This is a genomic window from Halogeometricum pallidum JCM 14848 (assembly GCF_000337095.1).
In the GTDB taxonomy this organism is placed as follows: domain Archaea; phylum Halobacteriota; class Halobacteria; order Halobacteriales; family Haloferacaceae; genus Halogeometricum; species Halogeometricum pallidum.
The window spans coordinates 171,601-189,121 of the sequence record NZ_AOIV01000027.1; the positions used below are offsets into that span (position 1 = coordinate 171,601).

Sequence of the window (17,521 nt, forward strand, 5' to 3'; positions counted from 1 at the left end):
GGGCAACGCCGACCGTGCGGAAGTTCTCGCCCGAGTACCTGCGGCGAACGCGCGACGGCATGTGGGCGGAGTCCCGCGAGGCCCTCGCGGACCTCTCGTTAGCCGACCGGACGCGCGTGCTCGACGCGGGGTGCGGCACCGGCGAACTCTCCCGCGTGCTCGACGCGGAGACGCCCGGCGAGGTGGTCTGCGTCGACGCCGACACCGACCTCCTCGGGGTCGCGCGTCGGGAGACCGGTCTTTCGACCGTCGCGGGCGATGCGGTGCGACTGCCGTTCGTCGACGACGCGTTCGACCTCGTCGTCTGCCAGGCCCTTCTCGTGAATCTCCCCGACCCGAGCGAAGCGCTCGACTCCTTCGTCCGCGTCTCCTCGGAGCTCGTCGCCGCCGTCGAACCCGACAACGCCGCGGTCGGCGTGGAGTCGACCGTCTCCGCCGAAGTCGCCCTCGAACGGTCGGTCCGCGAGTCGTACATCGAGGGCGTGCGCACGGACGTGGCCCTCGGCGACCGACTGCCCGACATCTTCGAGGCCGCCGGTCTCCGCGACGTGCGGACGCGCCGGCACTTCCACCGGAAGGTGACCCAACCGCCGTACGACGAACTCGAACTGGAGGACGCCGCCCGAAAGGCCAACGGCGCGGGGGTGGCCGCCCACGAGACCGAACTCCGCCGGACGCTGTCGGACGCGGAGTACGACGCCCTCCGTCGCGACTGGCGCGAGATGGGCCGGTCGGTGGTCGAACAGATGCGCGAGGAGCGGTATCGCCGAGCGGAGGTCGTCCCCTTCGACGTGGTGGTCGGTCGGGTCCCCGAGTGAGGACGCGGCCGACGGGGGTGGGGGACCTCGGCCCACTCAGCCCAAGAACAGGTCGACGAGGTTGCCGCTGGACTGTTTGCGGTACAATTCCGAGTAGCCGCAGTTCGTACAGGTGACGACCGTGAACGTCCGGTTCTGCACGTCGAAGAACTTCGAGAGGCCGGTTCCGCTGGTCGCGATGCTGTCCATCTCCGTCTCGGTGCCGCCGCACTTGGGGCACCCGCGGTCACCGTCGCGCGCTTCGTCTTTCATAATGACCGCAAGGCGGAAACCCGCGACTGTAGGCGCGGGAGGAAGCCGACACCCATTCCACAAACCACGTCCGATGGCAGACCGACTCTCCAACCTCAATCGGAACTAGTATAAATACGAGCTACTACATATGAAGTACAGATGGTGGAAGACTCAACCACTCGAACCGTTCCCATCAAACTCGATGTGGACGAGAGTGCCGCTGACCTTCTCCACCAAACAACCGACCACTTCCTCGACGCCGCCAACCACGTCGTAGACGTAGCGTGGGAACCAGACTGGAAACTCACCAGCAAGCAGAAACTCCACGACCAAACGTACTACGACGTTCGAGACGACTCACCACTCCCGGCCAATCTCGTGCAAGCCGCACGAAACCGGGCCGCTGAAGCCGTCCAAGGCGTCATCGAACGCTGGAAGGGAGGCAAGAGCGCCTCAAAACCCGAGTTCACGTCGCGGTTCGCCAGCTACGACGCCCGAACCGTCACCATCAATGACGACCACGCTACACTCGCCACGATTAACGGGCGAGTTACCGCAGAGTTTGTCCTTCCCGACGAACACCGAGAGACGCCACACTCGTCGTACCTGTTCAACGACAACTACGACGTGAAAGGAGCGACGCTCCACTACGATACCGTTGAGGATTGTTTCTACCTTCACGTGCGGACAAACCCCGCCGTGGAGAACGATGATGTCGAACAAGGCGATTCCAAGCACGTCTCCGTCCTTGGTGTTGACCTCGGCATCACAAACATCGCAACCACCTCAACCGGTCAGTTCTGGAGCGGGGGTGAACTCAACCACTGGCACCGAGAATACGAGAAACGGCGTGGCGACCTCCAACAGACTGGAACGCGCTGGGCGCACGAGAACGTTCAACGAGTCGGTCGCAAGCAAACTGGGCGCTTCGAGCAGATGCTTCACACCATCTCGAATGAACTGGTTGAGGAAGCCCTTGAGAACGACTGTACGCATATTGTGCTCGAGCAACTCAAAGGAATCCGCGAACGCTTGCCTTACGCGAAAGCAGTTCACAAATGGGCGTTCCACCGCTTGTTCGAGTACGTCACGTACAAAGCCGACTCGGAAGGACTTGTTGTCAAACAGATTAATCCGGCATACACGAGTCAGCGATGCTCGAAATGCGGATTCACCCACGAGGATAATCGTCCACACAACAACAGACAGGACGAGTTCGGTTGTCTGAAGTGCGGATACGATATTCACGCGGATTACAACGCGGCGAAGAATATCGGCCTGAAGTATCTCCGCGACCAGCAAAAGTCTGGGCGTGGAGGCGCACCCGTAGGCGTGCGCTTGAACAGCGGGACGTTGAACGTGAATGGCGAGTATTCGCCTACTGTGTTACACAGTTAGAACGGGAGTCCACGCTGAATGCCACGCCCTTCAGGGCGTGGTAGCTTACTGCGTTCGAGACTGACCGCGCCGGGGCCTGTAATTTGAGGGGTCACTCACGCTCCTACCGTGACAATCGTGACGGTGACGACGCTCACGGGGTAACGCCTACGCCTCCGCCGGTCGGATAGCGGAGTATGCCCGCAGCATCCCTGTTCTTCGTCCTGTTCGTCCTCCTCGGAATCGGAGGGACGGTGCTTCTCTACGTACTCATCGACCGCGAGACGAGCGACCCGGAGACGATGGACCGCGCCGACGCCGAGCGCCGGGCGAAAGAGGAGTCGCGGCGCGGCCGGCGGTAGTCGCCGCGTGGTACGGTTCGGCTCCGACCCGTCGGCGTCGGAGTCACACCACGTCGCCGCGCACCGTCGAACCCGTCTGCGAGGCGCGGTAGTCGCGGACGGCGTCGGCGGCCGTCCCCGCCCGTTCGTCGTCCATCCCGAGCATCGTCAGCGCCTCCGACAGCGTCGGGAAGACGAGTTCGCCCTCGCGGAGTTTCTCCAGCGCCGACTCCGAGCGCCGCCCCTCGGCGTACAGACAGACGCCGCGCGGGTCGAGAATCTGCTCGTAGGCGTCGCGCGCGAGTGCACCCTTCAGTCGCTGGGTGACGTTGTCGTCGAAGGAGGCGTTGCAGACTTCGAGGTGGACGGGTTCGTCCTCCGGGAGCAGGTGGGCGGCCAGACACTTCTCCGGGGCGGCGTAGCCGTTGCCGTTCGCGCGGAGATGTTCGGGGTACGCCTCGGCCCACTCGGCAGAGACGCTCTTGCCGACGCCCTTCACGCCGTGCGAACGCTCGAACGCCTCGCCGGCGTCAGTGTCGCTGCGCATGAGGAGGTCCTTCGTGACGTAGACGTCGAGTCGGTCCACCGGGTTGAGGCCGAGGGCGACGTCGCCGTACACCCACACCTCGCGGACGGGAACGGGCATCGGGTCTGACTCGACGGCGTCGAGGACGGCCTCGACTCGCTTGACGGCGCGGGCGCGTTCCATACCCTGTGTCGGACGCCGGGAGACAAACGGGTTTCGACGCTTTCCTCCGCCACTCCGTTCCGGCCGGACAGCGAAACCCGTATTCGTCCCGGCGGGCAAGCGTGCGGTGATGGAGTGCGACAAGTGCGGCCGGGACGCGGTGATGCACGCTGGGTACTCGGGGGCCCACCTCTGTGAGAACCACTTCTGCGCCTCGGTGGAGAAACGCGTCCGCGGCCGGATTCGGAAGGACGGACTCGTCCCGCGCGACGCGACGCCCGAGGACCCCGAACACTGGGTCATCGGTCTCTCCGGCGGGAAGGACAGCGTCGTGCTCACCCACATCCTCGACGAAACCTTCGGGAAGGACCCCCGCATCGAGATGACGGCGCTGACCATCCACGAGGGCATCGAGGGCTACCGCGACGAGAGCGTCGACGCCTGCGTCGAACTCGCCGAGGACATACAGATGCGCCACGAACTCGTCACCTACGAGGAGGAGTTCGGCGTCCGCATGGACGACGTGGCCGAGGAGGACCCCGAGAACATGGCCCCCTGCGCGTACTGCGGCGTCTTCCGCCGGGACCTCCTGGAGTCGTACGCCGAGGAGTTCGGCGGCGACAAGATGCTCACGGGACACAACCTCGACGACGAGGCGGAGACGGCGCTGATGAACGTCCTCGAAGGGAACGTCAAGCAGATGGCCAAGCACTTCGACGCGAGTCTCGGCCCGTTCGAAGAGCGCAACCCGACCGACGAGTTCGTCCCGCGGGCGAAACCGCTCCGCGACATCCCCGAGAAGGAGGTCGCTCTCTACGCCCACCTGAAAGACCTCCCCGCGCACATCACCGAGTGTCCCCACGCCTCCGAGGCGTTCCGCGGGGAGATTCAGGAACTGATGCTCGATTTGGAGGACCGCCACCCCGGCACCCGCCACTCTATCATGTCCGGATACGAGGAGATAGCGGAGATGGCGGCCGACCGCTACCGAGGCGCCGATAACGCGGACCTCAACGACTGCGAGCGCTGCGGGTCGACGACGGCGCGTGACGTCTGCCGGAAGTGCCGACTGCTGGAGTCGATTCGGGCCGTCTGAGTGGCGAGTCGACGCGGAAGCGGTGGTCCCGACTCGGGGGGACGAAAGAAAACGTGAAAATCGGGGTACGACGAGCGGAAACCGCCCGTGCGGGCCTCTGCGTCTATCGGATGACGTCGAGACCGTTCTTGCGTTCCGACTGGTCGCGGCCGCCGTCTGACTGCCACGACCCGTTAGCCGCAGAGCGACTCCGGGATTCGGACTGGGTGCGTCCGTCGCTGCTCGTGTCGAACTGCGAGCCGCCTTCGATGCTCTGCCGGGACTTGTCTGCCTGCTTCTGCGTCGACGGTCCGAGCACCTGTGCGGACTGGACGCCGGTCATGATGGCCATGACGCGGACTTTCCCCTTGTACTCGTCTTGGATGCGCGCGCCCCAGATGACGTTCGCGGAGGCTTCCAGCCGTTCGGTGATGTTGTTCGCGATGCCCTCGGCCTCTTTCAGCGTCAGGTCGGGGCCGCCCGTGATGTGGACGAGACCACCGGATGCGCCGCGGTAGTCCACGTCGAGAAGCGGGTGGTTCATCGCGTCGTTCACCACCTCTTGGGTCTTGTTCTTGTCCTGCGTCTCGCCGACGAGCATCACCGCGACGCCGCCCTGGTTCATGATGGTCGACATGTCGGCGTAGTCGAGGTTGATGAGCGACGGCTGAGTGATGGTCTCGGAGATGCCCTTGACCGTCTCCGCGATGATCTGGTCCATCACGGAGAACGCCTTCCCGATGGGAAGGTTGGGCACGTAGTCGAGCAGGCGGTTGTTGTCGAGGACGATGATGGAGTCCGCTTCGTTGCGGAGCTTCTCCAGTCCCTCCTCGGCCTTGACCGTCCGCGCGCGCTCGACGTTGAACGGGGTCGAAACCATACCGACGACGATGGCGCCCTGTTCTTTGGCTATCTTCGAGACGACGGGGGCGGCGCCGGTACCGGTGCCGCCGCCCATGCCGGCCGTGACGAACACGAGGTCCGCGTTGCCGAGCACTTCCTTGATGGTGCCCTGCGCCATCTCCGTGGCGCGTTCACCCATCGAGGGGTCGCCACCGGCGCCCAGCCCCTGCGTGAGCGACTTGCCGACCAGAATCTTCGTGTCGGCCTCTATCATCTTCAGGTGCTGTTTGTCGGTGTTGATGGCCACCGTCTCGGCGCCGTCGACGCCGATGTTGTAGAGGCGGTTGACGGTATTGTTGCCGGCACCGCCGCAGCCGACGATGACGATTCGGGGGTTCCCGAACTCGTCGTCGTCCGACCGCGATTCGGCCTCCTGTTTCTCCGCCTCGTCGCGCTCCATGGCCTCTCTGACGATATCCTGCATCGTCTTACACCTTGGCCCAGCCGCGCTTGGTCGACGATTCCCGGTTCTCGACCTGTTGTTCGTTCAACATCTCGCGCACGGCGGATCGGATCGCCTCGGACCGGTTCGGGAACTCCCCGGTCTCGACCATGCGTTCGACTTCTTCGATCTGCTGCTTCGGAATTCGTAGTGTCACACGCTCCATATTATGCATTCCCCCGGTAAGACGGCGCGCACGTCTCGTGCGAGCGTCTTACACACCGAAACCGACGGACAGGAGCGACCTCCCTCCGTCAGACCGGCCGTGTAAGACAACCGTCTTACGCGACAGTTACCACAAAGCGGTATGATATAAATGTAACGGACGTGTGTAAGACACCGCGTCCAATTATCCCGTATACGCCCGCTAGAAGCCTCAGTTCCGGTCGAGTACGTCCGCCGCGGACGTCCGACGACCGCACCCCGGACAGAACGCCCAGTCGGAGCGCACCTCGTCGCCGCACTCGCAGAAAACGCGGTGCGTCGCCTTCTCCCCGCAGTTCGCACAGTAAACGTCCTCGGCGTCCAGCCCCTCGCCGCACTTCTCACAGGACTTCTCGCCCGTGGTCGCGCCGGGAGTCGGGTCGCTGTCTCGTGTCTTACGTTCGGCCGTCTCGTCCCGAGACTGCCCCTTAGCGGCGTTTGCAGGCGTTTCGGCGGCCGCTCCGTCGACGGTGATGTTGACGTTTACGTCCTGCGCTCGGGCGGGCGAGGATGCTCGTCCGGCGGCGAGTCGCTCGGCTACCACCGCGTCGACGCGCTCTCTGACCAGTTCGTCGACCCGAGCGCGGAGTGCGTCGTCGACGGCGGACTCGGCGTCCGACGAGAGGGGGTCCGACGGCGAGGCGTCCGCCTCCGTCTCCGCCGAACGTTCCGCGTTCTCGAGGTAGAGGCGAAGCGCGTCGCGCATCGCCTCGCTCTTGGAGGTGTCGAGCCCCTCCATGCGCTCGACGAGTTCCTCGTCGGCGCGGAACGTTATCTTACTCATCAAGGTAGTCATTCTCACGACTCTATTTTAATCTTCCCACACGTCTGACGTTCGGCGCCGGCGGCAATTGACAACCGTTAAAACGGGCGATAGGCTACGAACGGGTGACCGCTCTTAGCTCAGCCTGGTAGAGCAGCCGACTGTAGATCGGCATGTCCCCCGTTCAATTCGGGGAGAGCGGATTTGTCCTACCACTGTCACTACGCGAGCACAGCGAGCGTACGTGCGGTGTCCACTACGTCCTCCGTCCGATTCTGAACAGCGAGCGAGGCGGAGCGCTGCTCGCGATACGAGCGAGAGGCCGACCGTTCTGCCGGTTTGTCCCACACTTACCACGGTTCCCTCCGGTGTCAGTGCATGGACAGACGAACGCTCGGAACCACCGGTTTCGACGTGACGGAGATCGGACTCGGGACCTGGCAACTCGGCGGCGACTGGGGCGAACTCACCGACGAGGAGGGCCGGGAGGCCGTCCGCGCCGCCCTCGACGAGGGCGTCGACTTCCTCGACACCGCCGACGTGTACGGCGACGGGCGGAGCGAACGCCTCGTCGGCGAGGTGCTCGACGAACGCGACGCGTGGGACGAGGTGACCGTGGCGACGAAGGCGGGCCGCCGCCTCGACCCGCACGAGGCCGACGGCTACGACGCCGAGAACCTCGAACGGTTCGTCGACCGGAGTCGAGAGCAACTCGGCGTCGAGACGCTCGACCTCCTGCAACTGCACTGCCCGCCGTGGGAGACGTACTACCGCCCCGAGACGTTCGAGGCGCTGTCGGACCTGCGCGCGGACGGCAAACTCGCCCACTACGGCGTCAGCGTCGAGAAGGTCGAACAGGGGCTGAAGGCCATCGAGTACCCCGGCGTCGAGTCGGTGCAGATAATCTTCAACCCGTTCCGCCAGCGACCCGCAGAGCGGTTCCTGCGCGAGGCCGAAAAACGGAACGTGGGCGTCGTCGTCCGCGTCCCCCTCGCGTCGGGCCTCCTCGCCGGGGCCTTCGACGCCGACGAGGAGTTCCCCGAGGAGGACCACCGCAACTACAACCGCGAGGGCGAGGCGTTCGACGTGGGGGAGACGTTCGCGGGCGTCCCCTTCGAGGTGGGCGTCAAGGCGGCCGAGGAACTCGAAGCCGCCGTCCCGGAGAACGCGACGATGGCGCAGTTCACCCTCCGCTGGATTCTCGACCACGACGCGGTGACGACTATCATCCCCGGGTCGCTCGACGCCGACCACATCGCGGACAACGTCGCGGCGTCGTCGCTGCCGTCGCTGTCCGTCGACCGACACCGGCGGACCGAAGACGTGTACGACGACTACGTGCGCGAGCACGTCCACCACCGCTGGTGAGACACCGGCGCGGGAGACGCGTTCTGCGGGCGTCCCGAATCAGCCCTCGAACGGGGCCTCGTAGCCGTTGCGGATGAAGTAGCGGACCCAGTTGCCGTACGGTCTGAGGCGTGGACGAGTCAGGAGTGCCCGAACTGCGGTTCGACAGAAGATACGACGCGCCACCGCGACACGTTGACGTGTCCGTGTGGATTCGAGGGACACGCCGACTCGTAGCGTCGGAAACGTTCCTTCGGCGTCATCAGAACTCTTCGAGTTCTGATTGGCGAACGAGACACGGTGTGTCTCGTCAACGGCAGACGACGGTAACACGGTCGATGGCACGGCCTGTATGCCTCAAGTGGGACAACCACGAATGGTTGGAGTCATCACGCTCTCTCCGTCCCAACGAGGAGCATACGAACCCGCAAGTTGCCTCCGTGGGTCGGTAAGCGATACCCCCAGCGTGAGGAAACCTCGCCGTGAACGACGAGGAGGATGTCATACCAGTGGCCGCAGTTGACGAGGACGACGATCGGTCCGTCTTCGAGCGTCTCCGAGAGCGTCGTCTCGCCGCCGTTCGTGCTTTCGAGCGTGAAGCCGGGCGCGTCGGAATCGTCGAGGCTCATACGGACGAACGGTGGGTCGTCTCCCTGATAGTCACACGGCGGTTCCCCGGCGACGCACAGGACCGACAGAGCGCCGAGCGAGGTCGGCCGCCGCGCCGCCTGCCCACCACGCCTTTGAGCGTAACGACCCTACATCGAGCCATGCCGAGCGACGAACGCGACCTCGACCGCGCATCGGACCGCAAGCACGAACGCGCCGAGAGCGTCGAGAACATCCTCGACGAGACGGAGTCACTCGTGCGCGACGAACAGAAGTTCCCCGTCCGCTCGGAGGAACTCGCCGAGGAGTACGGCGACCACCCCATCGACATGCCGAACGAGACTGAGTCGCTCGGGTCGGTGTTCGACCGCCTCGAGGACGAGGAGGAGTACGACAACCCCGAGCAGGTTCGCGAGGCCGTCTACGGTGCGGTGACCGGCGAGGCCGGCGGCGCCGAGGAGTACAACGAGGAACGCGACCTCGGCGCGGTGGACCGCGCGGAGGGCGGCAGCGCCCGGAACGACGTCGACGGCGAGGCGATCATGGACGACGTGACGCCCGACGACGACTCGGAGCGACGCGACCCGCCCGAAGAGCGGTAACCCGCCCGGTCTCTTCTCGCGACCCCGAGTTCGCCGCCCGACTGGCCGCCTCCTCAGGTATCAAGAGGGCGGCGTCCGGTCCGTCTGTATGGCAACGACCCTTCCCGCCGCGGAGTTCGCGGCCCGACTCGACGCCGTCCGCGGCCGACTGGCCGACACCGATGCTGACGCCGCGGTCTGGTTCGACGCGACCAGCATCGAGTATCTCACCGGCTTCCACCACGTCCAGACGGAACGCCCCGTCGCCCTCGCCGTGACCGACGACCGCGCGGAGATAACGGTGCCCCGACTGGAGGTCGAACGCGTGCGCGAGAACCCCCGCATCGACGCCGTCCACCGCTACTTCGACTACCCCGACGGCGACCCCGTCCGGACGGCGGCCGAGATGCTCGCCGAACGGAACGTCGACGCCGTCGTCGCCGACAGCGACGGCGCGCCGGGGACGATGGGGTATCAGGGCCCCGCCCTCTCGGAGTTCGTCGACGTGGAGACGCAGGGGTGGATAACGCGCATGCGCTGGGAGAAGACCGACGCCGAAATCGACCTCATCAGGGAGTCGGCCAAGTGGGCGAACCTCGGCCACCGCTACCTCGCCGACTACACCGAGGTCGACGCGCACCCCGCGACGGTCTCTCAGCGCGCCTCGACGGACGCCTCGCGCGCGATGCTCGATACGCTCGGCGACCGATACGCCGTCCGCGTCCGCGGCAGCGGTCCGGTCAACGCGGGCTACATCAGCGGCCGCGAGACGGCCCTCCCGCACGGTCACACGCCGAACGAACGGCTCTCGGAGGGCGACGTGCTCATCACGGGCGCCTCGGCCAACGTCGACGGCTACCGCTCCGAACTCGAACGCACGATGTTCGTCGGCGACTACACCGCCGAGGACGAACACTACTTCGAGCTCATGCTGGAGGCGCAGACCGTCGCCATCGACGCCCTCGGTCCGGGGGTCGAACTCGCGTACGTCGACGACGAGGTGACCGCCTACCTCGAAGAGCACGGGGTCGCCGACCTGGCGCAACACCACGTCGGCCACAACATCGGCCTCGGCGGCCACGAACCGCCGTACATCGACGCCGGGTGGACCGAACACTGCGCCTCCGAGCACACCGACCTGACCGACTCGGACGCGGTGATGGCGCCGGGGCACGTCTACACCATCGAACCCGGCCTCTACACCGACGAGGCGGGCTACCGCCACTCCGACACCGTCGCCGTCACCGACACCGGCACGGAGACGCTCACGCACTTCCCGCGCGACCTGGAGTCGAACGTCATCCGGTAGGCGTCCGGCCGACTCCTCCGTTCGGTCCCTTCTTCCCGCCCCGCCGTTCCAGTTTCACTTCCGCTCCGCCCTTTGCCGAGGTTCATACGTGGTGGCGGCCACACGCTTCGTATGTCGCTCACCGCGGACACGACCCTGGCGCTCCCGGCGGAGACGCCGTTCGAGTTCTCCCGCTCGGTGTCGTTTCTCGACCGCTCTGCGCCCTGCGCGGACGGACAGGTCCGTCGCGGCGAACTCGTGACCGGCGGGTTCGCGCCCGAACCGTTCGTCGCGCACCTCGCCCCGGACGGGCCTGACATGGTCCGCGTCCACGTCGATTGGCTGGCGGACCCCGGCGAGGGGTCGGCCGTCGCCGACCGCGTCGACTCGTTCCTGTCGCTGTCGGACGACCCGACGCCGCTGTACGAGGCGGCGGCGGACGACGAGGTGTTCGCGCCCGTCGCCTCCGAACTCCGCGGCTACCACCACGTCCGCTTTCCGACGCCGTTCGAGGCGGCGTGCTGGGCCGCGCTCTCCCGGCGGACGCCGGCGCACGTCGCGGCCGAACGCCGCGATTCGCTCGCGCGCGAACTCGGCCGCGTCGTCGTCGTCGACGGCGCCGAGGTATCGCTGTTTCCGAGGCCCCGGACGGTCCGGGCGAACCCCGACGCCGTTCGGACCGCCGTCGAGGATACTCCGGCGGGCCGACGGACGCGGTCCGCTGACGCCCCCGACCGTGACCGCGAGGGAGGGTCGGAGGCGCTGCTGGCCGCCGCCGAACTGTTCGCCGAGTCGGACCTGCGCGAACTCGGCACCGACGACCTGCGGGAGCGACTCGAATCGGTTCGGGGGTTCGGTCCGCGGTCCGCCGCGTTCGTGGCGTTCCGCGGATTCGGTCGCGCGTCGGTGTTGCCGACGACGGAGGCTCACCTCCGGGCCGTCGGTGAAGCGTACGGCGTCGAGAATCCCTCCGAGGAGACGGTCCGACACCTCGCGAAACCGTACGGGGAGCACCGGGGCTACTGGGCGCACTACCTGCGCGTCTGGGACCTCCTCGGAGACGGGTGAGCGCCGACGGCGGTCCCACATCGGCCGTCGTCGCCCGCCGCTCTCTCCGTCCTCTCCCGTCCGGCAGCTTCAAGTCCGATTTCGCCAATCCACTGGTAGTGGCAATCTCGTTCGACCTGTTCGGCACGCTCGTCGACGCGGCCCGGCCGGCCGACCCAGCGGCGGCCGTCGCGGCCGAACTCCGCGAGAGGGGCGTCGCCGTCCCCGACGACTGGGCGGACGCCTACGCCGAGGTTCACATCGACGCGCCCGAGGGGGCCGAAGTCCCCCTCCCCGCGCACGTCTCGGCCGCCCTCCGCTCCCGCGGCGTCGACGCCCCTGCGAACGCCGCGCGCCGCGCCGTCGTCGCCGCGTTCGACCCCGAGGTGCGGACGCGCCCCGGCGCCGCCGCCGCCGTGGCCGCCGCCGCCGAACGCGGTCCCGTCGGCCTGTTCTCGAACTGCTCGGTCCCGGAACTCGTCGCGCGGACGCTCATCCGCTCGGACGTGGACCGCGACGCGTTCGGCGCGACGGTGTCCAGCGTCGCCTGCGGGTGGCGCAAGCCCGACCCGCAGGCGTTCGAGACGCTCGCCGGCCGCCTCGACGTCGCCCCCGAGACGCTCGTCCACGTCGGCGACAACCGGTACGCCGACGGCGGCGTCTCCGGCGTCGGCGGCCGGTTCGTCGACGCGACCGAGACCGACTTCGAGGCGTTCGCGGACGCCCTCCGCCGCGGCGCCTCGCTCTCCGAGTTCGTCTCGGAGGCGTGAGCCGTGCCCGCGAGCGCAGCCCTCGCCGTCGCACTCGCGGCCGGCCTCGACGCGACGCTCGCCGAACCGCCGGCGCGCGTCCATCCCGTCGCCCTCCTCGGTCGCCTCCTCGGCCGTCTGGACCGCCCGGGGTCGCACCCGCGACTCGTCGGCGCCCTCCTCGCCGCCCTCGTCCCCCTCGGCTTCGCCGCCGTCGCCGGCGCCGTCGTCGCCGCGGGGGGAGCCCTGTCGTCGTGGGTCGGCGCCGTCCTCGCCGGCCTGCTGCTGTTTTCGACGACCAGCCTCCGGATGCTGCTCGACGCTGCCCGTGACGTGACGCGCGCGGCCGACTCGGACCTCGAACGCGCTCGGACGGAACTGCGCGCCCTCGCCGGCCGCGACGCCTCGCAGTTGGACGCCGCGCACGTCCGCTCGGCCGCCGTCGAGAGCGTCGCCGAGAACCTCGCGGACGGCCTCGTCGCCCCCCTCCTCGGGTTCGCCGTCTGCGCGCCCGTCTCGCTCCCCCTCGCGGCGGCGGCGGCCGCGTGGGTGAAAGCCGTCAACACGCTCGACTCCATGTTCGGCTACCGCTCGAACCCCCTCGGCTGGGGACCCGCCCGACTCGACGACGCGGTCATGTGGCTCCCGGCGCGCCTCTCGGCCGCGCTCCTCGCCGCCGCCGTCGCCGAGTTCTCCCTGCCGTTCTCCGCACGCGTCCGGACGCTCGCCCGACGGCCGCCCTCCCCGAACTCCGGGTGGCCGATGGCGACGATGGCGGCGGTGCTGCCCGCGCGACTCGTCAAGCCGGGCGTCTACGACCTCGACCCGGCTTCGGACGGGGCGGGCACCCCCCTGCCGACGACGACCGACGCGACGCGCGCCGTCCGAGTGACGAACCGCGCGGGACTGCTCGCGTTCGCCCTCGCGGGGGTGGTCGCGTGGTTCTGACCGCCCTCCGCGGCGGCGTCGCCTTCCTCACCCGACTCCCCGTCGGGAGCGACGAGGCGTCCTGGGAGGTGTTCCGCCGCACGCCGGTCGCGTTCACGCTCGTCGGCTACCTCGTCGGCGCCCTCGCCGCACTCCCCCTGCTGCTCCCCGTGCCCGTCTCGACGGCGGCGGCGCTGTACCTCGCCACGCTGTACCTCCTCACGGGCGTCGCGCACGCCGACGGCCTCGCGGACGTGGGCGACGCGGCGGCCGTCCACGGCGACGCCGAGCGTCGGCTCTCGGTGCTCAAGGACTCCCAGACGGGCGTCGGCGGCGCGCTGGCGCTCTGTCTCTGCCTCGTCGCGCTCGGACTCGGCGCCCTCGGCGTCGCCGGCACGCTCCCTCGCACCGCGTTCGCCCTCGCCCTCGCGGCCGAAGTCGGGGCGAAGACGGGGATGGCGACGCTCGTCTGCACCGGCGAGAGCGCCCACGAGGGCATGGGGTCGGCGCTCCTCGACGCCAACGACGCCGCGAGTCTCCTCCCGAACGCCGTCGCCCTCCTCCCCCTGCTCCTCGTCGCCCCCGCCCTCGGCACCGCGGGCGTCGTCGCCGCGGCGCTCTCGCCGGTGGCCGCGGCGCTCTTCGTCGGCCGCTGGGGGGACGAACACCTCGGCGGCGTCAGCGGCGACGTGCTCGGCGCGGCGAACGAACTCGGACGCGTCGTCGGCGTCCACGCGGGGGTGGTGGCGTGGACGCTCTTCTGATGTGCGGCGGGCGGGGCACCCGTCTCGGCGGCGAGACGGAGAAGCCGCTGGTCGAGGTGTGCGGCGCTCCGATGGTCGAGCGCGTCGCCGCCGCCCTCCGGGAGAGCCGCGTCGAAGAGGTCTACGCGGCCGTCTCGCCCGCCGCGCCGATGACGGCCGAGCGGGTCCGCGAGACGGGTCTCGCCGTCGTCGAGACGCCCGGCGAGGGCTACGTCGAGGACCTGACCGCCGCGCTCGATTCGATAGGAAGACCGGTCGTCACCGTCGCCGCCGACCTGCCGCTGCTCTCGTCCGAACACGTGAACGGGGCCATCGCGGCGAGTCTCGGCGATGGGGACGACGAGGACGGCGGACCCCGCTCCGTCACCGTCTGCGTCCCGGCGGACCTGAAGCGCCGCCTCGGCGTCTCCGCGGACACGACGTTCGAGCGCGAGGGCGAGGAACTCGCGCCGACGGGGCTGAACGTCGTCGCGGACGGGGCCGACATCGTGCGCTTGACGTGCGATGACCGCCTCGCCGTGAACGTGAACCGACCGACAGACCTCGAACGCGCGGAGGAGATGTGCGACTGATGCTCGTCGCGGGGACGACCCGCACGGCCGAGCGGTCGGGGCTGAGCGCCGCGGGCGCGACGCGCGACCTGTTGCTCCACACGCCGAGCGCCGACGCCGAGATTCTGACGTACGGCGACACCGTCCGCGCGCCGGTCACGCCCGTCAGTCCGACCGGGTGTCCGACGCCGGCGGCGGTCACCCGCGCCGTCCGCGAACTGCTGGGCTTCGACGCGACGGTGGTCAACGGCGGCCTCGCCCGGCCGACGGGCGCACCGACCGTCTCTATGGGCGCGGCCCCCGGCCGAGATATCGGCGAGGTGGACCCGGTGCAGACGGCCCCCGGCGCGTTCGCCGCCGCCCGGCAGTTCGGCCGCGCGCTTCCGAACGAGGAACTCGTCGTCGGCGAGACGATTCCGGGCGGGACGACGACGGCGATGGCCGTCCTCCGCGCCCTCGGCGAGGAGTGGTCCACCTCCTCGTCGCTGCCGGAGGATCCCGTCGAACTGAAGGAGGCGGTCGTGGCGGAGGCGTTCGAGTCCTCCGAAATCGAACCGGGACGAGCCGCCCACGCGCCAGAACTCGCCGTGCGGTTCGTCGGCGACCCCGTGCTGGCCGTCGCGAGCGGACTCGTCGCCGGCGCGCTGGAGGCGGAAACGGAGGTGGTCCTCGCCGGCGGCACGCAGATGCTCGCCGTCGCCGCGCTGGTCAGACACGCGGGCGTCGTCGGACCGTTGACGCTGGCGACCACCGCCTACCTCGCCGACGACGTGCCCGAACTGGCGGACGCGACGGCGGCGCACGACGTGGACCTCGTCGTCACCGACCCCGGCTTCGGCGGCGAGGACGCCGGACCCCTCTCGGCCTACGCCGACGGCGTCGCCAAGGAGGGAGCGGCGATGGGCGGCGCCCTCCACCTCGCCGACCGCGCCGGGCGGTTGGACGAGGTGACCACCGCCACACTTGACGTGCTGGCCCGCCTGCGGTCCGACGATGGACCCTGACTCGGTGGCGGACGTCCCGCGGGTGCCGCACGGCGGCGACGACGACCCCGCCGTCGTCGACTTCAGCGCGAACACGAACCCGAGGCGCCCGCCCGGCGTCGCCCACGTCTACGACACCGCCTTCGGCGCCGCGACGCGCTACCCCGCGGACGACTACGCCGACTACCGCGTCGCCGCCGCCGACTACGTCGACTGCGACCCGGAAGACGTCGCGCCGACCCCCGGCGGACTGGCCGCTCTCCGCCTCGCCTTCGGCGTCACCGTCGGCCCCGGCGACGACGTGCTCGTTCCCGAACCGAGCTTCGGCGAGTACGACCGCGAGATTCGCCTGCAGGGGGCGACGCCCGTCCCCGTCGCCCACGACGAGGTGCTGGCGACCGACCCGGCGGACTACGCCGCCGCCGTCGTCTGCACCCCCAACAACCCGACGGGCGAGGCGGCCGACCCCGAGGGCCTGCGCGACTTCCTTGCTCGGTGCCGCGCGGCCGACACCGTCCTCGTCGTCGACGAGGCCTTCCTCGATTTCACCGACCACCCGAGCCTCGCGGGCGCCCCCGGCGCTATCGTCGCCCGGTCGCTGACGAAGATGTTCGGGCTGCCGGGCCTCCGCGCGGGATTCGCCGTCGCGACGGGCGAACTCGGCGACAGACTCGACGCCGCGCGGCCGACGTGGGGGCTCTCGGTGCCCGCGGCCGACGTGGGCGCCTACTGCATGCGGCAGTCCGTGTTCGTCGAGGAGACGAAGGCGCGCGTCGCCGCGGAGCGGGCGGAGATGCGCGACCGTCTCCGGGCCCGATTCGAGGTGTTCCCCTCCGACGCGCCGTTCCTCCTTCTCGGGGACGATGGGGACGTGGACGCGCTTCTCGCACACGCCCGCGAGCGGGGGTTCGCCCTGCGCGACGCGCGGACGTTCCCGACGCTGGACTCGCACGTTCGGGTGGCCGTTCGCCTCCCCGAGGAGAACGACGCCCTCGTCGAGACGCTCCTGAAACTCCGATGACGGGAGCGCGCGACCCGGATGCGGGACGCGACGCCGACCCGGTCTTCGAATCGGTCGTCCGCGACGGCGTCTGTCGGTTCCGACGGCCGGGGACGCGGTGGCTCTCGACAGGACACGCGGGCGGTCGCTCCGCCGGTCCCGTCGCGTACAACGTGAGCGTCCCCGAGGGATGGGACGAGACGGACGTCGACGGCTACGTCGAGCGTCGCCTGTCGGCGGCCGGTTTCGAGGAGTCGGGGCCGACGCTCCTCACGGGCGTCTCGATGCGGCACGCCCGCCGCGCCCGCCTCGTCCCCGTCGAAGCCGTCGTCACCGCGGGCGTGTCGAACCCGGCGGCGCTTCCCGTCGACGGCGACGGGGCGTCGGCGGCGCGACGGGACGGGAGGAAGAGCAATGACGCGCACGCCGGCACGGTGAACGTCGTCGTCGGCACGGCGCGCGCCCTAGACGCGGGCGCCCTCGCCAACCTCGTCGCCGTCGCCGCCGAGGCGAAGGCCGCGACGCTCCTCGCCCGGACGGGCTTTCCGGGGACGACGACGGATGCCGTCGTCGCTGCCTGCGACCCCGGAGGGGAGAAAGCCGCGTACTCCGGGAGTGCCACCGAAGTCGGGTCGGCCGCCCGCGCCTGCGTCCGCGACGCCCTCTCGGCGTCGCTCGACTCGCGATACGGGGGCGCGTCCGAGGAGGACCCCGGCGAGAGCGACGGGATTCCCGCCTCCGTCGCGGACGCCGCGTACGGCGTCGTCACCGACCAACGGGCGTCGGTGTCCGCGGTTCTCGCCGACGAGAACGGCTGAGGAACCTCTTTA

General features: G+C 69.1%; 21 protein-coding genes, 1 tRNA gene and 1 pseudogene. 17 read left to right on the plus strand and 6 right to left on the minus strand.

All coding sequences use genetic code 11. The features are described 5' to 3' along the window. Positions 1–14 precede the first annotated feature (14 nt). Positions 15–818: a class I SAM-dependent methyltransferase gene (locus C474_RS12725; RefSeq protein ID WP_049916950.1), complete on the plus strand. Its 804-nt coding sequence runs from the start codon at positions 15–17 to the stop codon at positions 816–818. 36 nt (positions 819–854) lie between these two features. On the opposite strand, the gene C474_RS12730 is transcribed toward C474_RS12725, so the two are convergent. Then, positions 855–1,070: a zinc ribbon domain-containing protein gene (locus tag C474_RS12730; protein WP_008387360.1), complete on the minus strand. Its 216-nt coding sequence runs from the start codon at positions 1,068–1,070 to the stop codon at positions 855–857. A gap of 141 nt (positions 1,071–1,211) precedes the next feature. On the opposite strand from C474_RS12730, the gene C474_RS12735 reads away from it, so the two are divergent. Then, positions 1,212–2,450: an RNA-guided endonuclease InsQ/TnpB family protein gene (locus C474_RS12735; RefSeq protein ID WP_008387361.1), complete on the plus strand. Its 1,239-nt coding sequence runs from the start codon at positions 1,212–1,214 to the stop codon at positions 2,448–2,450. A gap of 176 nt (positions 2,451–2,626) precedes the next feature. Beyond that, the gene (locus tag C474_RS22645) at positions 2,627–2,791 is read left to right on the plus strand and encodes a hypothetical protein (protein ID WP_008387362.1); all 165 of its coding nucleotides are present in this window, start codon (positions 2,627–2,629) and stop codon (positions 2,789–2,791) included. A gap of 43 nt (positions 2,792–2,834) precedes the next feature. Here C474_RS22645 and C474_RS12740 read toward each other — a convergent pair whose 3' ends face one another. Further along, a complete protein-coding gene (locus C474_RS12740; protein WP_008387364.1) occupies positions 2,835–3,479 on the minus strand; it encodes a DUF7095 family protein in 645 nt (214 codons plus the stop codon). A gap of 109 nt (positions 3,480–3,588) precedes the next feature. Between C474_RS12740 and ncsA the strand changes: the two genes are divergently transcribed. Next, a complete protein-coding gene (gene ncsA, locus C474_RS12745) occupies positions 3,589–4,554 on the plus strand; it encodes a tRNA 2-thiolation protein NcsA (protein ID WP_008387366.1) in 966 nt (321 codons plus the stop codon). 103 nt (positions 4,555–4,657) lie between these two features. Here the strand turns inward: ncsA and ftsZ are convergent, their stop codons facing one another. The 3 genes from ftsZ to C474_RS12760 all read right to left on the minus strand — a co-directional run bounded on the left by ftsZ (position 4,658) and on the right by C474_RS12760 (position 6,866). After that, positions 4,658–5,860 (minus strand): cell division protein FtsZ, encoded by a 1,203-nt coding sequence (ftsZ, locus tag C474_RS12750; RefSeq protein ID WP_008387368.1) that lies wholly within the window; start codon positions 5,858–5,860, stop codon positions 4,658–4,660. Between the two features lie 4 nt (positions 5,861–5,864). Further along, complete coding sequence (locus C474_RS12755) at positions 5,865–6,044, minus strand: ribbon-helix-helix domain-containing protein (RefSeq protein WP_049916951.1); 180 nt, start codon at positions 6,042–6,044, stop codon at positions 5,865–5,867. Positions 6,045–6,254: 210 nt separating this feature from the next. After that, positions 6,255–6,866, minus strand: coding sequence for a double zinc ribbon domain-containing protein (locus C474_RS12760; RefSeq protein ID WP_008387371.1), 612 nt, complete (start codon positions 6,864–6,866; stop codon positions 6,255–6,257). Positions 6,867–6,974: 108 nt separating this feature from the next. Between C474_RS12760 and C474_RS12765 the strand changes: the two genes are divergently transcribed. From C474_RS12765 to C474_RS21460, 3 genes and pseudogenes are all read left to right on the plus strand, one after another. Continuing rightward, a tRNA-Tyr gene (locus tag C474_RS12765) sits at positions 6,975–7,048 on the plus strand. Between the two features lie 175 nt (positions 7,049–7,223). Beyond that, on the plus strand, positions 7,224–8,213 hold the full coding sequence (locus tag C474_RS12770) for an aldo/keto reductase (protein WP_008387374.1): 990 nt from the start codon (positions 7,224–7,226) through the stop codon (positions 8,211–8,213). A gap of 57 nt (positions 8,214–8,270) precedes the next feature. Beyond that, positions 8,271–8,644: pseudogene (locus C474_RS21460) on the plus strand (zinc ribbon domain-containing protein); the annotation flags it as partial. Here the strand turns inward: C474_RS21460 and C474_RS22905 are convergent. Next, entirely contained in the window at positions 8,582–8,821 is a 240-nt protein-coding gene (locus tag C474_RS22905) for a thioredoxin domain-containing protein (protein WP_008387376.1), read from the minus strand. The pseudogene C474_RS21460 and the gene C474_RS22905 overlap by 63 nt on opposite strands. A gap of 141 nt (positions 8,822–8,962) precedes the next feature. On the opposite strand from C474_RS22905, the gene C474_RS12780 reads away from it, so the two are divergent. The 10 genes from C474_RS12780 (at position 8,963) to C474_RS12825 (ending at position 17,509) form a co-directional block, all read left to right on the plus strand. After that, entirely contained in the window at positions 8,963–9,403 is a 441-nt protein-coding gene (locus C474_RS12780) for a DUF5789 family protein (RefSeq protein ID WP_008387378.1), read from the plus strand. 88 nt (positions 9,404–9,491) lie between these two features. Continuing rightward, positions 9,492–10,691, plus strand: a complete 1,200-nt coding sequence (locus C474_RS12785) for a M24 family metallopeptidase (protein WP_008387380.1) — start codon at positions 9,492–9,494, stop codon at positions 10,689–10,691. A gap of 111 nt (positions 10,692–10,802) precedes the next feature. Further along, a complete protein-coding gene (locus tag C474_RS12790) occupies positions 10,803–11,738 on the plus strand; it encodes a DNA-3-methyladenine glycosylase family protein (protein WP_008387383.1) in 936 nt (311 codons plus the stop codon). Positions 11,739–11,836: 98 nt separating this feature from the next. Then, positions 11,837–12,487 carry an HAD family hydrolase gene (locus C474_RS12795; RefSeq protein ID WP_008387385.1) on the plus strand — a complete coding sequence of 217 codons (651 nt, stop codon included), beginning with the start codon at positions 11,837–11,839 and terminating at the stop codon, positions 12,485–12,487. Positions 12,488–12,490: 3 nt separating this feature from the next. Continuing rightward, a complete protein-coding gene (gene cbiB, locus C474_RS12800) occupies positions 12,491–13,414 on the plus strand; it encodes an adenosylcobinamide-phosphate synthase CbiB (protein ID WP_008387387.1) in 924 nt (307 codons plus the stop codon). Next, entirely contained in the window at positions 13,405–14,157 is a 753-nt protein-coding gene (gene cobS / locus C474_RS12805) for an adenosylcobinamide-GDP ribazoletransferase (RefSeq protein ID WP_008387389.1), read from the plus strand. The genes cbiB and cobS overlap by 10 nt, the downstream gene beginning before the upstream one ends. Next, the gene (locus C474_RS12810; RefSeq protein WP_008387391.1) at positions 14,157–14,729 is read left to right on the plus strand and encodes an NTP transferase domain-containing protein; all 573 of its coding nucleotides are present in this window, start codon (positions 14,157–14,159) and stop codon (positions 14,727–14,729) included. Before cobS ends, C474_RS12810 begins: the two co-directional genes overlap by 1 nt. Next, positions 14,720–15,712 (plus strand): nicotinate-nucleotide--dimethylbenzimidazole phosphoribosyltransferase, encoded by a 993-nt coding sequence (locus C474_RS12815; protein ID WP_008387393.1) that lies wholly within the window; start codon positions 14,720–14,722, stop codon positions 15,710–15,712. Before C474_RS12810 ends, C474_RS12815 begins: the two co-directional genes overlap by 10 nt. Next, entirely contained in the window at positions 15,702–16,712 is a 1,011-nt protein-coding gene (locus C474_RS12820) for a threonine-phosphate decarboxylase (RefSeq protein ID WP_008387395.1), read from the plus strand. The genes C474_RS12815 and C474_RS12820 overlap by 11 nt, the downstream gene beginning before the upstream one ends. Continuing rightward, a complete protein-coding gene (locus C474_RS12825; protein ID WP_008387397.1) occupies positions 16,709–17,509 on the plus strand; it encodes an adenosylcobinamide amidohydrolase in 801 nt (266 codons plus the stop codon). Before C474_RS12820 ends, C474_RS12825 begins: the two co-directional genes overlap by 4 nt. Positions 17,510–17,521: the final 12 nt, after the last annotated feature.

Coding starts and splice junctions, on each gene's coding strand:
- C474_RS12730 (WP_008387360.1), bottom strand. CDS start 1,070: ATGAAAGACGAAGCGCGCGACGGTGACCGCGGGTGCCCCAAGTGCGGC.
- C474_RS12735 (WP_008387361.1), top strand. CDS start 1,212: ATGGTGGAAGACTCAACCACTCGAACCGTTCCCATCAAACTCGATGTG.
- C474_RS22645 (WP_008387362.1), top strand. CDS start 2,627: ATGCCCGCAGCATCCCTGTTCTTCGTCCTGTTCGTCCTCCTCGGAATC.
- C474_RS12740 (WP_008387364.1), bottom strand. CDS start 3,479: ATGGAACGCGCCCGCGCCGTCAAGCGAGTCGAGGCCGTCCTCGACGCC.
- ncsA (WP_008387366.1), top strand. CDS start 3,589: ATGGAGTGCGACAAGTGCGGCCGGGACGCGGTGATGCACGCTGGGTAC.
- ftsZ (WP_008387368.1), bottom strand. CDS start 5,860: ATGCAGGATATCGTCAGAGAGGCCATGGAGCGCGACGAGGCGGAGAAA.
- C474_RS12755 (WP_049916951.1), bottom strand. CDS start 6,044: ATGGAGCGTGTGACACTACGAATTCCGAAGCAGCAGATCGAAGAAGTC.
- C474_RS12760 (WP_008387371.1), bottom strand. CDS start 6,866: ATGAGTAAGATAACGTTCCGCGCCGACGAGGAACTCGTCGAGCGCATG.
- C474_RS12770 (WP_008387374.1), top strand. CDS start 7,224: ATGGACAGACGAACGCTCGGAACCACCGGTTTCGACGTGACGGAGATC.
- C474_RS22905 (WP_008387376.1), bottom strand. CDS start 8,821: ATGAGCCTCGACGATTCCGACGCGCCCGGCTTCACGCTCGAAAGCACG.
- C474_RS12780 (WP_008387378.1), top strand. CDS start 8,963: ATGCCGAGCGACGAACGCGACCTCGACCGCGCATCGGACCGCAAGCAC.
- C474_RS12785 (WP_008387380.1), top strand. CDS start 9,492: ATGGCAACGACCCTTCCCGCCGCGGAGTTCGCGGCCCGACTCGACGCC.
- C474_RS12790 (WP_008387383.1), top strand. CDS start 10,803: ATGTCGCTCACCGCGGACACGACCCTGGCGCTCCCGGCGGAGACGCCG.
- C474_RS12810 (WP_008387391.1), top strand. CDS start 14,157: ATGTGCGGCGGGCGGGGCACCCGTCTCGGCGGCGAGACGGAGAAGCCG.
- C474_RS12820 (WP_008387395.1), top strand. CDS start 15,702: ATGGACCCTGACTCGGTGGCGGACGTCCCGCGGGTGCCGCACGGCGGC.
- C474_RS12825 (WP_008387397.1), top strand. CDS start 16,709: ATGACGGGAGCGCGCGACCCGGATGCGGGACGCGACGCCGACCCGGTC.